Origin of the sequence: Thioalkalivibrio sp. ALE28 (assembly GCF_000377425.1) — a bacterium.
In the GTDB taxonomy this organism is placed as follows: Bacteria; Pseudomonadota; Gammaproteobacteria; order Ectothiorhodospirales; family Ectothiorhodospiraceae; genus Thioalkalivibrio.
In genome coordinates, this window is sequence record NZ_KB898100.1 from 53,413 (window position 1) to 66,839 (window position 13,427).

General features: G+C 69.5%; 14 protein-coding genes. 8 read left to right on the forward strand and 6 right to left on the reverse strand.

The features are described 5' to 3' along the window. Nucleotides 1-14: 14 nt before the first annotated feature. A complete protein-coding gene (gene odhB / locus D105_RS0109065; RefSeq protein WP_018878212.1) occupies nucleotides 15-1,364 on the forward strand; it encodes a 2-oxoglutarate dehydrogenase complex dihydrolipoyllysine-residue succinyltransferase in 1,350 nt (449 codons plus the stop codon). A 144-nt stretch (nucleotides 1,365-1,508) separates the two neighbouring features. On the opposite strand, the gene ubiB is transcribed toward odhB, so the two are convergent. The 5 genes from ubiB to D105_RS0109090 form a co-directional block, all read right to left on the reverse strand. Continuing rightward, a complete protein-coding gene (gene ubiB, locus D105_RS0109070; protein WP_018878213.1) occupies nucleotides 1,509-3,194 on the reverse strand; it encodes a ubiquinone biosynthesis regulatory protein kinase UbiB in 1,686 nt (561 codons plus the stop codon). Beyond that, a complete protein-coding gene (locus D105_RS0109075) occupies nucleotides 3,194-3,814 on the reverse strand; it encodes an SCP2 domain-containing protein (protein WP_018878214.1) in 621 nt (206 codons plus the stop codon). Before D105_RS0109075 ends, ubiB begins: the two co-directional genes overlap by 1 nt. A 7-nt stretch (nucleotides 3,815-3,821) precedes the next feature. Beyond that, complete coding sequence (gene ubiE, locus D105_RS0109080; protein WP_018878215.1) at nucleotides 3,822-4,571, reverse strand: bifunctional demethylmenaquinone methyltransferase/2-methoxy-6-polyprenyl-1,4-benzoquinol methylase UbiE; 750 nt, start codon at nucleotides 4,569-4,571, stop codon at nucleotides 3,822-3,824. 13 nt (nucleotides 4,572-4,584) lie between these two features. Next, nucleotides 4,585-4,950 carry a gamma-butyrobetaine hydroxylase-like domain-containing protein gene (locus D105_RS0109085; RefSeq protein ID WP_018867570.1) on the reverse strand — a complete coding sequence of 122 codons (366 nt, stop codon included), beginning with the start codon at nucleotides 4,948-4,950 and terminating at the stop codon, nucleotides 4,585-4,587. 186 nt (nucleotides 4,951-5,136) lie between these two features. Next, a complete protein-coding gene (locus tag D105_RS0109090) occupies nucleotides 5,137-6,042 on the reverse strand; it encodes a DMT family transporter (protein ID WP_018878216.1) in 906 nt (301 codons plus the stop codon). A gap of 308 nt (nucleotides 6,043-6,350) precedes the next feature. Between D105_RS0109090 and D105_RS0109095 the strand changes: the two genes are divergently transcribed. Continuing rightward, complete coding sequence (locus D105_RS0109095) at nucleotides 6,351-7,484, forward strand: acyl-CoA desaturase (RefSeq protein ID WP_018867572.1); 1,134 nt, start codon at nucleotides 6,351-6,353, stop codon at nucleotides 7,482-7,484. A 42-nt stretch (nucleotides 7,485-7,526) separates the two neighbouring features. On the opposite strand, the gene D105_RS0109100 is transcribed toward D105_RS0109095, so the two are convergent. Then, nucleotides 7,527-7,835, reverse strand: a complete 309-nt coding sequence (locus D105_RS0109100) for a response regulator transcription factor (RefSeq protein WP_018878217.1) — start codon at nucleotides 7,833-7,835, stop codon at nucleotides 7,527-7,529. 191 nt (nucleotides 7,836-8,026) lie between these two features. Between D105_RS0109100 and D105_RS0109105 the strand changes: the two genes are divergently transcribed. The 6 genes from D105_RS0109105 to hypE are packed head-to-tail and all read left to right on the forward strand — an operon-like array spanning nucleotide 8,027 to nucleotide 13,301. Continuing rightward, nucleotides 8,027-8,374 (forward strand): DUF3024 domain-containing protein, encoded by a 348-nt coding sequence (locus D105_RS0109105; protein ID WP_018878218.1) that lies wholly within the window; start codon nucleotides 8,027-8,029, stop codon nucleotides 8,372-8,374. A 10-nt stretch (nucleotides 8,375-8,384) separates the two neighbouring features. Next, nucleotides 8,385-8,645 carry a hydrogenase maturation nickel metallochaperone HypA gene (locus D105_RS0109110; protein WP_018863238.1) on the forward strand — a complete coding sequence of 87 codons (261 nt, stop codon included), beginning with the start codon at nucleotides 8,385-8,387 and terminating at the stop codon, nucleotides 8,643-8,645. Then, nucleotides 8,642-10,957, forward strand: a complete 2,316-nt coding sequence (gene hypF / locus D105_RS0109115) for a carbamoyltransferase HypF (protein ID WP_018878219.1) — start codon at nucleotides 8,642-8,644, stop codon at nucleotides 10,955-10,957. The genes D105_RS0109110 and hypF overlap by 4 nt, the downstream gene beginning before the upstream one ends. A 3-nt stretch (nucleotides 10,958-10,960) precedes the next feature. Beyond that, the gene (locus D105_RS0109120) at nucleotides 10,961-11,215 is read left to right on the forward strand and encodes a HypC/HybG/HupF family hydrogenase formation chaperone (RefSeq protein WP_018878220.1); all 255 of its coding nucleotides are present in this window, start codon (nucleotides 10,961-10,963) and stop codon (nucleotides 11,213-11,215) included. Continuing rightward, nucleotides 11,212-12,300, forward strand: a complete 1,089-nt coding sequence (gene hypD / locus D105_RS0109125; RefSeq protein ID WP_018878221.1) for a hydrogenase formation protein HypD — start codon at nucleotides 11,212-11,214, stop codon at nucleotides 12,298-12,300. Before D105_RS0109120 ends, hypD begins: the two co-directional genes overlap by 4 nt. Next, complete coding sequence (gene hypE, locus D105_RS0109130) at nucleotides 12,297-13,301, forward strand: hydrogenase expression/formation protein HypE (RefSeq protein ID WP_018878222.1); 1,005 nt, start codon at nucleotides 12,297-12,299, stop codon at nucleotides 13,299-13,301. The genes hypD and hypE overlap by 4 nt, the downstream gene beginning before the upstream one ends. Nucleotides 13,302-13,427 lie beyond the last annotated feature (126 nt).

A 13,427-nucleotide genomic window follows, 5' to 3' on the forward strand; every position in this document is an offset into this window, starting at 1 on the left:
CACAAGGAAGCGAGATGGCATCCGATCGCACCCCGATCCAGGTCCCGGAACTCCCCGAATCGGTCGCCGACGCGACCGTGATCGCCCTGCACAAAAAGGCCGGGGACCCCGTCAAGCGCGATGAACTCATTGCCGAGCTGGAGACCGACAAGGTGGTCCTCGAGGTGTCGGCGCCTGGCCCCGGCACCCTGGTGGAGCTGTCCGCCAGCGAGGGCGACGTGGTCAAGGCCGATGCCGTGCTGGGCTATATCGGCTCGGCCGAGTCTGCGCCGGCAGACACGGAAGACGAAGCCAGTGACGAACCGGCACCGGCGAAGTCCGCAGATTCTCCAGAGCCCGCCGGCTCCGCGGCGACCGCCGACGCTGGAGGGAAAGGCGATGACGCGCAGCCCGCTGCCGAGTCCGCAGCGTCCGGTACGGGCGCGGATGATGCCGGCAGTGCGCCGCCGCCCTCTCCCTCCGTTCGGCGCTTGTTGCAGGAGGCCGGGCTCAGTGCCGGGGAGGTCGAGGGCACTGGGGAAGATGGGCGCATCCAGCGCGAGGATGTGGAGCGCGTTCGTGACCAGCGGGCCGCGGGTTCCGGGACCCGTAGGGGTGCGCAGGCGGAAGACGCCGGTTCGGCCGCCCGCACGGCGCAACGCCCGACCGAACCGACGGACCGTGCCGAACGCATCGAGCGCGTGCCCATGACGCGGCTGCGTGCGCGCATCGCCGAGCGCCTGCTGGAGGCCAAGCAATCCACCGCGATGCTGACCACCTTCAACGAGATCGACATGTCCGCGGCGATGGCCCTGCGCGGGCGCTACAAGGAGACCTTCGAGAAGCGCCATTCCATCAAGCTCGGCTTCATGGGCCTGTTCGTGGCCGCGGCCACGCGGGCGCTGGAGCGCTTCCCGGTGATCAATGCCGCTCTGGACGGCGAGGAGATCGTCTACCACCACTACAGCGACATCGGGATCGCGGTGTCGTCACCGCGCGGGCTGGTGGTGCCGGTGCTGCGCGACACCGGCAACGCCTCCATCGCCGATATCGAGCGCCGCATCCGCGACTTCGCCGAGCGCGCCCGTGATGGCAAGCTGGATATCGACGAGCTGCGCGGGGGCACCTTCACGATCACCAACGGCGGGGTCTTCGGATCGCTGTTCTCCACGCCGATCCTGAACCCGCCACAGAGCGCGATCCTCGGCATGCATGCCATCAAGGAGCGCCCGGTCGCGGTGGACGGCGAGGTGGTGATCCGGCCGATGATGTACGTAGCTCTATCCTACGATCACCGCCTGGTCGATGGCGCCGATGCGGTGCAGTTCCTGGTCGCCATCAAGGACGCCATCGAGGACCCGGCGCGCCTGCTCCTCGACGTCTGACCCCGGGCGCCGGACCGCTCCCCGTAGGAGGCCAGCCCTCTGGCCGATGGGGCGTTGGACAGGTCCCCATCGGCCAGAGGGCTGGCCTCCTACTGTCTGCAGCGACACGGCCCATGCATGAACGGGCGACGCTGCCTGTGGGGTTCAGGTGCGATCGACGGGGCGACGGTACGGGCCAGGGCGCAGGCCGAATAGCAGCATGGCGGCGCCAACCAGGCCGAGCGGCCAGGCCGGCCAGGCCAGGCCGAGCCAGGTGGACACGTCGAGCTGGGTGGCCAGCCCCGCCAAGGCGAGCAGTCCCGCGCCCCCCCAGGCCTCGTGGCGCCGACGGTTCTGGCGGCGCAGGCCTTCCTCCAGGTCACGGATCTGCTGGCGCAGAGCGGCGTCGCGCTCGGCGCGCTGCTCTTCGACCGTCAGGGCCTTTTCCAGGTGCATGGGCATCTCGGGCAGCTGGGCAAGCAGGCGCGGCAGGTGCTGCTGCGCATTGCGGATGAACGCGCGCACGCCCATGCGTTCGTGCATCCACTTCTCGATGAATGGCTTGGCGGTGGTCCACAGGTCCAGCTGCGGGTACAGCTGGCGGCCCAGACCCTCAATGTTCAGCAGGGTCTTCTGCAACAACACCAGCTGTGGCTGGACCTCCATGTTGAAGCGCCGCGCGGTCTGGAACAGGCGCAGCAGGACCTGGCCGAACGAGATCTCGTCCAGTGGGCGCTGGAAGATCGGCTCGCAGACGGTGCGGATGGCCGCTTCGAACTCGTCCACGCGGGTGTCCTTCGGCACCCAGCCGGACTCCACGTGCAGTTCGGCCACGCGGCGGTAGTCGCGGTTGAAGAAGGCGTGGAAGTTTTCCGCCAGATAGCGCTGGTCGGAGTCCAGCAGCGAGCCGACGATGCCGAAGTCCACCGCCAGGTAGGTCGGGTCGTCCGGGTGGGTGGCATCGACGAAGATGTTGCCCGGGTGCATGTCGGCGTGGAAGAAGTTGTGCTGAAACACCTGGGTGAAGAAGATCTCCACCCCGCGCTCGGCCAGCAGCTTCAAGTCCACGTTGCGCTCGCGCAGCGCGGCGATGTCGGCCACCGGGATGCCGCCGATGCGCTCCATCACCAGCACGCTGCGGCGCGTGTAGTCCCAGATGATCTCCGGGATGTACAGCAGGTGGCTGTCCTCGAAGTTGCGGTGGATCGCGGCGGCGTTCGCGCCCTCGCGGATCAGGTCCAGCTCGTCGGTGACGGTCTTTTCGTATTCGTCCACCACCTCGCGCGGGCGCAGGCGCTTGGCCTCGGACCAGTAGCGATCGGCCAGGTCCGCGATCAGGTGCATCACCTCGAGATCGGCGCGGATGGTCTTGAGGATGCCGGGGCGCACGACCTTGACCACGACCTCGCGCCCGTCCTGCAGCGTGGCCGCGTGTACCTGGGCGATGGAGGCCGAGGCGATCGGCGTGTCCTCGAACGTGGCGAAGGCGATCTCGATCGGACGCTCGAGTTCGGACTCTATCAGCGCGCGCGCCTGCTCGAACGGGAACGGGGGTACGCGGTCCTGAAGCCGGGCCAGCTCCACCGCGATGTCGTCCGGCAGCAGGTCACGCCGGGTGGACAGCATCTGCCCGAACTTGATGAAGATAGGCCCCAGGTCCTCCAGTGCGCGGCGGATGCGCTCGCCGCGCGTACCTTCGGTACGGCGAAACCAGTTCCAGGGCGCGAGGTAGAGCAGGAAGCTGAGCGGGCGCAGCGGCTTCAGCGTAAACAGGATGACGTCCAGGCGATAGCGCACCAGGACCCGAGCAATGGTCCACAGCCGCAGGCCCCGGTACAGCGCGCGGCGCATCAGGACTGCCGGTCGTCAGGTGCGGAGGGCTGTGCCTCCAGACGGCGCAGCCGGGCATCTAGGCGGGCGACCCCGTCACGCAGGTCGGCGACGTCCTCGGCAAAGGCCTCGAAGGCCCCGCCGGCCGGCAGCCACTCGAGCTCGTCGCGCAGATAGTCGGCGGTATCCTCGGCGGAGCGGCGGCCGAGGTGGCGCAGGCTGCCGCGGGCCTGATCGAGCAGGTGGCGCAGCGGTCCGGCGGCCCCGGCGCCGGCAAAGCGCTCGAACAGCCCCTCCCAGTCGATTCCGGAATCCCGCAGCGCATGCTGCAGATCGGAGAGCACGGTGGCGTCACCGGTGATGGTCAGCCCGGAACGGTCGTCGCGGGCCAGCGCTGCGGCCAGCGACAGGGGCGAGCCCGCCAGCTGCACATCCACCGGCTCCTCGACACCGCCGATGACCTGCAGTCGGTCGGCGGCCCCGACCAGCGAAAGGGCCAGCCCCGGGGGCTCGATCACGATGGCGATTGCGCGCCCGGCCAGGCGCGCCCGGTCCTTCTCCGGCGCGCTCGCCAGGTGTTCGTTCAGCGTGGCCTCGATCAGGGCCGTGAACGGACTGGGCAGAGCGAAGGGTTCGGCCATGAAAACGTTACAGTTTTGTGCCGCGATGCAGCGCGACGATGCCGCCGGTCAGGTTGTCGTACTCGACCCTCTCCAGGCCGGCGTCGCGCATCATCCCGGCCAGGGTCTCCTGATCCGGGTGCATGCGGATGGACTCCGCCAGGTAGCGGTAGCTGTCCGCATCGTTGGCGACCAGCTTGCCCATCAGCGGCAGCATCTTGAACGAATAGACATCGTAGAGCGGGCGCAGCGGCGCCATCGGCTGCGAAAACTCCAGCACCAGCACGCACCCGCCCGGCTTGATCACCCGGCGCATCTCGGCCAGTGCGCGTTCCTTGCGGGTCACGTTGCGCAGGCCGAAGGCGATGGTTACGCGGTCGAAGTAGTCATCCGGATAGGGCAACTGTTCGGCGTCCGCCTGCACGAAGTCGAGGTTGCCCACATGGCCCTCGTCCAGCATGCGGTCGCGCCCGGCCTCCAGCATCGAGGCGTTGATGTCGCAGACCACGATCTGCCCCTTCGGCCCGACACGTGGGGCAAAGGCCCCGGCCAGGTCCCCGGTGCCCCCGGCCAGGTCGAGGATCTTCATGCCCGGGCGCACCCCGGTGCGCTCCAGGGTGTAGCGCTTCCAGATGCGATGGATGCCCATCGACATCAGGTCGTTCATCACGTCGTAGCGCGATGCGACCGAATGGAAGACCTCGCCGACCCGCGAGGCCTTCTCGGACTCGGGTACGGTCTGGTAGCCGAAGTGGGTCTTGCCGGGTTCTTCTTTCATCAAGCTGCCGTTGTCAGTGCGTCTTGCGCTCGTGGCCGGCCTCTTTCAGCCGATCCAGATAATCCTGCCACAGACTTTCCTGCTCCGTGCCGAGCTTGTGCAGATAGTCCCAGTCGTAGATGCCGGTGTCGTGACCATCGGAGAACACCAGCTTCACCGCGTAGTTGCCGACCGGCTCGATCGCGGTGATGTTCACGTCCTCCTTGTCCACCTGCAGCACCTCCTGACCCGGCCCGTGCCCGCGCACCTCGGCCGAGGGCGAGTACACGCGCAGGAACTCGCAGGGCAGCTCGAAATGCGACCCGTCGGAGTAGGTCAACTCCAGGATGCGCGACTTCTGATGCAGCTGGATATCGGTGGGTCGGTGCGTACTGCTCATGCAGCCTCCAGAATCCTCGGTCCGGGCGAGCCCGGAAAGATCGTGCGCGACCGCCCGCAGCGGCCACCATCAACAGGCTGCGAGGATACCAGCCCTGCAGACCGGCGTGGCATCTCCCCGCGCATCAAAGGCCTGCCGCCCGGCAGGAGGGATCGCGCGGGCGATCCGGAACTCCGTGCGACAACGCTACTCGGCGTCGCGGCCCCGCTCGGGGACCGGGGGCGGCGTGGCGCGGGAGGACACGCTGAGGGCGGTGACGGTGACCAGGATCAGGGCCATGCCGATGATCTGAACCAGTGCCAGGCTTTCGTGCAGGATCACCACGCCGAACAGCGTGGCGGTGACCGGTTCGATCATCGCGACGATCGAGGCAACGGCGGGGGCCGTAGTCCGCAAGCCATTGATGTAGAACGCGAACGACAGCCCGGCACCGAAGATGCCGAGGGCCAGGAACAGCGGCCAGTCGGAGGTGCTCAGGACCTCCACCATCTGGGTATTGTCGCCCGGCAGCATCAGCAGGATGACCAGCACACCGAAGGCAATCGTCAGGATCGCTTGCGGGCTGCCGTGCTGCCCGGCGTATTTGAAGCCGAAGATGAAGATCGCGTAGGACAGGCCCGCCAGCAGGCCGGCACCGGCGCCGATCAGGGTCACATTGCCCGCTCCGGTGTCGTAGATCTGGGTCAGCAGCACGATGCCGACCATGACCATCGCGATGGCCACCAGCTTGAGCGTGGTCGGGGATTCCAGCCGCAGGGCGAAGGAGATGATGTAGACGAACACCGGGGCGCAGTACATCAACGTGGCGGCGACCGCCACACTGCCATGCGCGATGCTGAGGAAGTAGAACGCGAAGTTGCCGGCCACGCCCAGCCCGGCCACGGCCGACCAGAACCACATCTTGCCGCTGCCCAGCCCGCTGCCACCGGGACGCCAGGCGAGCCAGATCAGCACGAACAGCAGGCCGATGGCACCGCGGTAGAACGAGACCACGAAGGCGTCCCAGCCCTCGGCCATCAGGATGCCGCCGATCCCGCCGGACAACCCCCAGAAGAAAGCCGCCAGCACCACGAGTCCAACACCGAGGCCCATCAATCACTCCCTTTGATCGCTGGATGTAACGGGCCGTAGTCGGTGACTCGACGTGGCCAGCAATGGCGGGTATTCGGCCACGGGAGCGACCGGGCCGGCCTTCGAAACAAGCGTCACATCTTACAGGGAGGCCCGACACGGTTGGAAAGACCCGGCGCCGAACGTCGGCTCCGGTGGAATGCCCCGCATCCGACCGGTCGCTGGGGCCGGCCTTCCGGCACAAGGGCATTTTTTGCGCCCGCAGTGGTCTCATACAGTATGAATGGACGAGCACCCTCGCTCGCCCCGATCGTCAGCAGGTCTCCCCGATGTCCGAACGCTCCCCTCCGATTGCCTGGACCCCGGCAGTTTTCTTCGTACTGACCAACCTGGCCGCCGTCACGCTGGTGCCGTGGTGGTGGTTCACCCAGGGTTTCAGCGGCGCGGCCTGGCTGTTCTTCGGGCTGTTCCTGGTGCTGAGCGGGCTGGGCGTCACGGTCGGTTATCACCGGCTGTGGGCGCACCGCACCCTCAAGGCGCGTGGGCCTCTGCGCGTTCTGCTGGCACTGAGTGGCGCCCTGGCGCTGCAGAACAGCATCTACAACTGGGGCGCGCGGCATCGCGTGCATCATCGCTACGTGGATGACGTGGACCGCGATCCGCATTCGATCAAGCGCGGTTTCTGGCACGCCCACATGGGCTGGATGCTGCGCAACTGGCCCACCAGCGAGCCCGACTATTCGCGCGTGAAGGACCTGGCGAAGGACCCGGTGGTAATGTGGCAGCACCGTCATTACTGGACGCTCGCATGGGGGCTGAACCTGGGCCTGCCGCTGCTGCTGGGGCTGGCGTTCGGCGATGTGGTCGGCATGCTGCTGCTGGCCGGCGTGCTGCGCCTGGTGCTCAGCCACCACTTCACGTTCTTCATAAACTCCCTGGCGCACTGGTGGGGCCGGCGCCCCTACAGCGACGAGAACACCGCCGTGGACAACGGCCTGGTCGCCCTGCTCACCTGGGGCGAGGGGTACCACAACTTCCACCACGCCTTTCAGGCGGACTACCGCAACGGGGTGCGCTGGTGGCAGTACGACCCCTCGAAATGGCTGATCAACCTTTTTGCCTGGACGGGACTGGTGTATGACCGGCGCTGGACGCCGCGATTCAAGATCCTGCGCGCGCGGCTGCACACCGAGTTTCGCCGGCTGCTCAACGCCGACACAGCGGGCGCAATCCACGACAACTGGCGCGCGACCCTGGAGCGCGAGTACCAGCGCTTCCGTGAAATCGTGAACCAGTGGCAGGAGGTCCATGCGCGCAACATGCGGGCCGGGCGCGAGGTCCTGAACGACCGCTGGCTGCGCACGGAACTGCACACCCAGTTCAAGGAGCTGGAGTATCGCCTCAAGATGCAGCGCCGCCGCCTGCGCGCTCTGTCCGCCTCACGCCGTACCGCCTCTGCATGAGCGCGGGCGCCGGATGACGCGGCCGAACGCCTTCCGGTTCAATCAGCACCCCAGCTTGGAAGCAACCCGATCGGCCAGCTTGCCGCGGACCACGACCTCGTCGGCGCCCGCCTGGCGCGCGGCCTTGAGCATGGCCCCTTCCACGTGCGGGCCAAAGGCCAGGATCGTTGCGTCCGGGTAGCGCTCGCGCCAGCTCGATACCGCTTCCACGCCACGGCTGCCGAGATCGACCACCACCAGGTCAGGCGCCTCCGGTGTCTGGCTGGAGGTGACCACGGCGCCGGCCGAACGCCAGCGCGACTCCAGCCGTACGCGGGTCATCAGATCCGGGGTGTCGAGATTAATCTGCATCAGGTCTCCCGAGGGGGTCGGCTGGTGGAAGGGGTCGCGCTTTACGGAGACTTGGCCGGACACGGGCAGCCTTGCCCGTAGGATCGCTTCAGCGCTGTCTCGTGGCACACACTCTAAACTATCGGGATCGTCACTTTGCCGACCCCGACTAGCCAGCGATTGGCCCCGACAGCAACGGAGAACGGATACATATGGCCCTGAGCGAATTCGAGCGCAAGCGGATTGAAAAAGGGATGGAGGGGTTCATGGAAAGGCGCCGACCACCCGCCCATGTTCGAGACCGTCTGGACCTTGTCTGGCGTCTCGAAGGCCAAAGCGTGGTGCTGTACGAAGTGCGCCCGCTGATGGATGCTCCCACAAGTGTCATGGAACACCCGGTGTTCAAGGCCACGTTCGTGCGCAAATCGGGCCGTTGGAAACTCTATTGGCAACGGGCAGACCTGAAGTGGCACGGCTACGACCCACACCCGGAACTGGCCTCGCTGGAGGATGTGCTGAGTGTGGTGGAGAAAGACGAGTACGCCTGCTTTTTCGGATAGGGGAACACGGATGCACGAGTTTTCGTTGATGGCCGACCTGATGCGCAAGATCGAGCAGGTGGCGGCGGATAACAACGCCGAGCGGGTCACCCGGGTGCGGGTCTGGCTGGGCGCGCTGTCGCACATCACGCCGGAGCATTTTCGCGAGCACTTCGAGGATGGCACCCGCGGCACGCTGGCCGAGGGCGCCGAGCTGGAGGTGGAGACCTCCGACGACGAGACCCACCCCGAGGCGCAACAGATCCTGCTGCGGAGCCTGGACGTGGCGTGAACACGCCCGCGACACTTAGCCCGGCGCGGGAGCGCTGGCGCCTGGTCGTCACCGGCCGGGTGCAGGGCGTGGGATTTCGCCCATTCGTCGCGGCGCTGGCAAAACGGCTGGCGCTGGCCGGCACGGTCGGCAACACGCCCGAGGGCGTGGTGATCCAGGTCGAGGGGGACGCGGCTCGCCTGGATGCGTTTCGTTCGGCACTGGCGCAAGAGGCGCCGGTGGCCGCACGTGTCAATGACATCTCTGTCAGCCCCGTAACCCCCAACGGCGCAGCCGGCTTCCGGCTCACTACGGGGCCGAACCGAGGCGGCGCCCCGGCCCTGGCCCCGGACCGCGCCCCCTGTCCCGACTGCCTGGCCGAGATCCGCGACCCGACGGCGCGGCGCTACCGCTACCCGTTCACCGCCTGCACGGCCTGCGGCCCGCGCTGGAGCATTGCCACGGCGCTGCCTTGGGATCGTGCCGGCACCACCCTTCATGACTTCCCGCTGTGCCCGGCCTGTCGTGCGGAGTTCGAGAACCCGGGGGATCGGCGCTTCCATGCCGAGGCGATGGCCTGCCCGGACTGCGGGCCCCGGCTCCTGCTGCGCGCGCCGGACGGCACCGAACAGGCCACCGGGGATGCGGCACTGGAGGCCGCTGTGGCGGCCCTGCGCGCGGGGCAGATCCTGGCCCTGAAGGGCGCGGGCGGGTTCCAGTTGCTGGCGGACGCCACCCGCGAGGAGGCCATCGCCCGCCTGCGAGCGCGCAAGCAGCGCCCGGAAAAGCCGCTGGCGGTGTTGCTGCCGGACGGCGACTGGCTGGATTGTCTGGCCCACGTATCCGATGCGGAAAGGGGCCTGCTGGATGCCCCGGAGGCTCCGATCGTGCTGGTGGATCGCAAGATTGATGCGCCGCTGGCCGGGAACATCGCCCCCGGGCTGAACCGTCTCGGGCTGATGCGGGCGGCCACGCCCCTGCACCAGCTACTGCTGGACGCACTCGCGATCCCGCTGGTCTGCACCTCCGGCAACCGCAGCGGCGAACCGCTTTGTATTGATAGCGAGGAAGCGGTGGTTCGGCTGGGCGGGATCGCGGATGCCATCCTCGACCACGACCGGCCGATTGCGCGGCCGCTGGACGACAGCGTGTTCCAGATCGCGGCCGGGCAGCCGCAGTGCCTGCGCCTGGGACGGGGAGCCATGCCCCTGCGCATCCCGCTGCCGCAGCCCGGCCCGGTCACGCTGGCGCTGGGCGGCCATCTGAAGGCGGCACCGGCGCTGGCCCTTAACCGCGAGATCGTGGTCAGCGCGCACGTCGGCGACCTCGACAGCGATCCGGCCCTGCGCCGCCTCGACAGCGAGGCCCGCGCGCTGGCCGGGCTCTGCGGCGTGCAGACCGAGCGCATCACCTGCGACCGACACCCGGACTATGCCTCTACCACACTCGCCGAGCGCCCGGGCGTGCCGGTCTTCCCCGTGCAGCACCACCACGCCCATGCCGCGGCCTGTCTGGCCGAGCACGGGGTGCAGGACCCGGTCCTGGCGCTGGTCTGGGACGGCGCGGGGCTGGGTACGGACGGGACGCTCTGGGGGGGCGAGTGCCTGACCGTGGACGCCGACGGTGACTGGCAGCGTGCGGGCCATCTGCGCCCGTTCCGACTGCCGGGGGGCGAGGCCGCAATCCGCGAGCCGCGACGCGCGCTGCTGGGGCTGCTGCATGCACACTTCGCGGGCGATACGGCGGCCCTGGCGGCCAGCCCGGCCCGGGCCCTGTTCGACGATGCCGAGTGGCCAGCGCTGCTCCGCGCCCTGGATCGCGGCGTCAACGCGCCCTGGACCAGCAGCGTCGGGCGGCTGTTCGATGCTGTGGCGGCCCTGACCGGGCTGCGCACCGGTGCCGGCTTCGAGGGGCAGGCCGCGATGCTGGTGCAGCAGGCGGCGGAGGCCGCGCCGGGCGTGGTGGATGCCCCGGATCTCGAGCTGGAGAACGCGATGCCCTGGCAGGCGGACTGGGGCCCGCTGATCACCGCCCTGCTGGCGGCGCAGGCGGGCGGTGCTACCCCCGGGGCGATCGCCGCAAGGCTGCATGGTGCGCTGGCGCGGTTCGCGGTCGCGGCTGCCCGGGCGGGCGGGCGCGAGACCGTGGCATTGACCGGCGGATGCTTCCAGAATCGGCATCTGCTGCAATGCTGCGTGGCGGCCCTGCGCGACGCCGGCTTTCGCCCGCTGTGGCCACGGGCCGTCCCGCCCAACGATGGCGGACTGGCGCTGGGCCAGGCGGTGGTCGCGCGGCGCGCCGCACACCCGGCCCGACCGGAAGGAGGAGACTGACCCATGTGCCTTGCGATCCCCGGCCGTATCGACGCGGTGGAGGGCGACGACCCGCTGTTCCGCCAGGCGCAGGTCCGGTTCGGCGGCGTGGCGCGCACGGTGTCGCTCGCCTGCACCCCGGAGGCCGGGCCGGGCGACTACGTGCTGGTACATGCCGGCATCGCGATCGCCACCATCGACGAGGCCGCGGCCGAACGCACCCTGGCGGCGCTGCGCGCGATTCCCGAGCACGCGCCGCCCGCCCCGGAGGGCCCGTGAGGCACCTCGACGAATACCGCGATCCGGCGCTGATCCTGCAACAGGTCGACGCGATCCGGGCGGCCTGCACCCGGCGCTGGACGCTGATGGAGGTCTGCGGCGGCCAGACCCACGCGATCCTGCGCCACGGGCTGGACGATCTACTGGCGGACGCGGTCGAGCTGCTCCACGGCCCCGGCTGCCCGGTCTGTGTGACCCCGACCGAGACCCTGGACCAGGCCGTACTGCTGACCCGCCGCCCGGAGGTGATGCTGTGCACCTTCGGCGACATGCTGCGCGTACCCGGCGCGCTGGGCGACCTGAACGCCGCGCGCGCGGCCGGCGGGGATGTGCGCGTGATCTACTCGCCGCTGGATGCGGTCGCCCTGGCGCGCGAAAACCCGCAACGCGAGGTGGTGCTGCTGGCGGTGGGCTTCGAGACCACCGCCCCGGCCGCCGCGATCGCGGTGCTGCAGGCCGAGGCCCTGGGGCTGTCCAACCTGTCGCTGCTGCTCTCGCACTCGCTGGTACCGCCGGCGATGGGGGCCCTGCTGACGGACCCGGACCACCGTATCCAGGGGTTCCTGGCCGCCGGGCATGTCTGCACCGTGGAGGGGGCGGCGGCCTATCAGGCGATCGCCGAGCATTTCCGGGTGCCCATCGTGGTGACGGGGTTCGAGCCGGTGGACCTGCTGGCGGGGATTCGGGCCTGTGTGGAGCAGCTGGAACGTGGCGAGGCCCGAGTCGAGAACCGCTATGACCGAGCCGCCCGCGACGACGGCAACGTGGCCGCACGCGATACGGTCAGCCGTGTGTTCGAGCCGGAGGAACGCGAGTGGCGCGGCATGGGCCGCCTGCCCGCCAGCGGGCTGGGCCTGCGCCCGGCCTATGCCCGCTTCGATGCGGTCGCGCGTTTCGGGATCGCGGCCCCCGCGACCGGTGCGGACGGGCCCTGCATCGCCGGCGAGGTGCTGCGCGGGCTGCGCCGACCGACCGAGTGCCCCGCCTTCGGCCGCGAGTGCACCCCGGACACCCCGCTGGGCGCGCCGATGGTGTCCTCCGAGGGGGCCTGCGCCGCCTATCTGCACTACCGGGGCGGGGCATGACCACGGAGGTGGTCCGCCTCGCGCATGGCGGTGGGGGCCGCCTGCAGGCCAAGCTGCTGGACGAGGTGATCCTGTCGGCGCTGGGCACGTCCGCTCGCGGCGCCCCCGATGCGGCCGTGCTCGACGCACCGGACGGACGCCTGGCCATGACCACCGACAGCTTCGTGGTGCGCCCCCTGTTCTTCCCCGGCGGCGACATTGGCCGCCTCGCGGTGCACGGTACGGTCAATGACCTGGCGATGGCCGGGGCGCGGCCACTGTGGCTGACGCTGGGGCTGATCCTCGAGGAGGGGCTGCCCTTGGAGGACCTGCGGCGCATCCTCGCCTCCGTAAGCGCGGCCGCCGAAGAATGCGGCGTCCGGGTGGTGGCCGGCGATACCAAGGTGGTCGAGGCCGGGCGCGGCGACGGGGCCTACCTGAATACCAGCGGGGTGGGCATCGTGCCGGAGGGGGTGCGGATCGCACCGGACGCGATCCGGCCCGGTGACATGCTGCTGGCCAGCGGTGACCTGGGCCGGCATGGCGTCGCCATCCTGGCCGCGCGCGAGGGACTGGGGCTGGACCCGCCGATCCCCAGCGACAGCGCCCCGGTCGCCGGGGCGGTGGCCGCGCTGCTGGCAGCCGATGTGCCCGTGCATGCCCTGCGCGACCCCACCCGCGGCGGCACGGTGGCCGCGCTGCAGGAACTGGCCCACGCCTCCGGCTGCCGCCTGGTTCTGGACGATGGGGCCATCCCGGTGCGCGCGGACGTGCGCGGGGCCTGCGAGATCCTCGGTCTGGACCCGCTGCACAGCGCTTCGGAGGGCCGCTTCCTGGCTGCTGTGCCGGAACCCGCGGCCGAACAGGCACTGGGCGTGCTGCGGTCACGACCGGAGACGGCCGGTGCCGTTGCGATCGGCCAGGCCAAGGCGGGCGAGCCCGAGGTCATCCGACGCCTCGCGACCGGCGTGGAACGCCGGGTGATCCTGCCCGCCGGCGAGCAGTTGCCCCGCATCTGCTGAGTCGCTGTTTGCAGCGCCTGCCGAGGGACCACGGAAACCGCCCGATGGAGTGCTCACGACGACACGGGATCACGCGCATGACGGCGGCGGCCGCCGGGCGTTATGGTGATCCCCCCGGTTCAATCA

Excerpts from the sequence above, each read along its gene's own strand:
- odhB (WP_018878212.1), top strand. The coding sequence starts at position 15 with ATGGCATCCGATCGCACCCCGATCCAGGTCCCGGAACTCCCCGAATCG.
- ubiB (WP_018878213.1), bottom strand. The coding sequence starts at position 3,194 with ATGCGCCGCGCGCTGTACCGGGGCCTGCGGCTGTGGACCATTGCTCGG.
- D105_RS0109075 (WP_018878214.1), bottom strand. The coding sequence starts at position 3,814 with ATGGCCGAACCCTTCGCTCTGCCCAGTCCGTTCACGGCCCTGATCGAG.
- ubiE (WP_018878215.1), bottom strand. The coding sequence starts at position 4,571 with ATGAAAGAAGAACCCGGCAAGACCCACTTCGGCTACCAGACCGTACCC.
- D105_RS0109085 (WP_018867570.1), bottom strand. The coding sequence starts at position 4,950 with ATGAGCAGTACGCACCGACCCACCGATATCCAGCTGCATCAGAAGTCG.
- D105_RS0109090 (WP_018878216.1), bottom strand. The coding sequence starts at position 6,042 with ATGGGCCTCGGTGTTGGACTCGTGGTGCTGGCGGCTTTCTTCTGGGGG.
- D105_RS0109095 (WP_018867572.1), top strand. The coding sequence starts at position 6,351 with ATGTCCGAACGCTCCCCTCCGATTGCCTGGACCCCGGCAGTTTTCTTC.
- D105_RS0109100 (WP_018878217.1), bottom strand. The coding sequence starts at position 7,835 with ATGCAGATTAATCTCGACACCCCGGATCTGATGACCCGCGTACGGCTG.
- D105_RS0109105 (WP_018878218.1), top strand. The coding sequence starts at position 8,027 with ATGGCCCTGAGCGAATTCGAGCGCAAGCGGATTGAAAAAGGGATGGAG.
- D105_RS0109110 (WP_018863238.1), top strand. The coding sequence starts at position 8,385 with ATGCACGAGTTTTCGTTGATGGCCGACCTGATGCGCAAGATCGAGCAG.
- D105_RS0109120 (WP_018878220.1), top strand. The coding sequence starts at position 10,961 with ATGTGCCTTGCGATCCCCGGCCGTATCGACGCGGTGGAGGGCGACGAC.
- hypE (WP_018878222.1), top strand. The coding sequence starts at position 12,297 with ATGACCACGGAGGTGGTCCGCCTCGCGCATGGCGGTGGGGGCCGCCTG.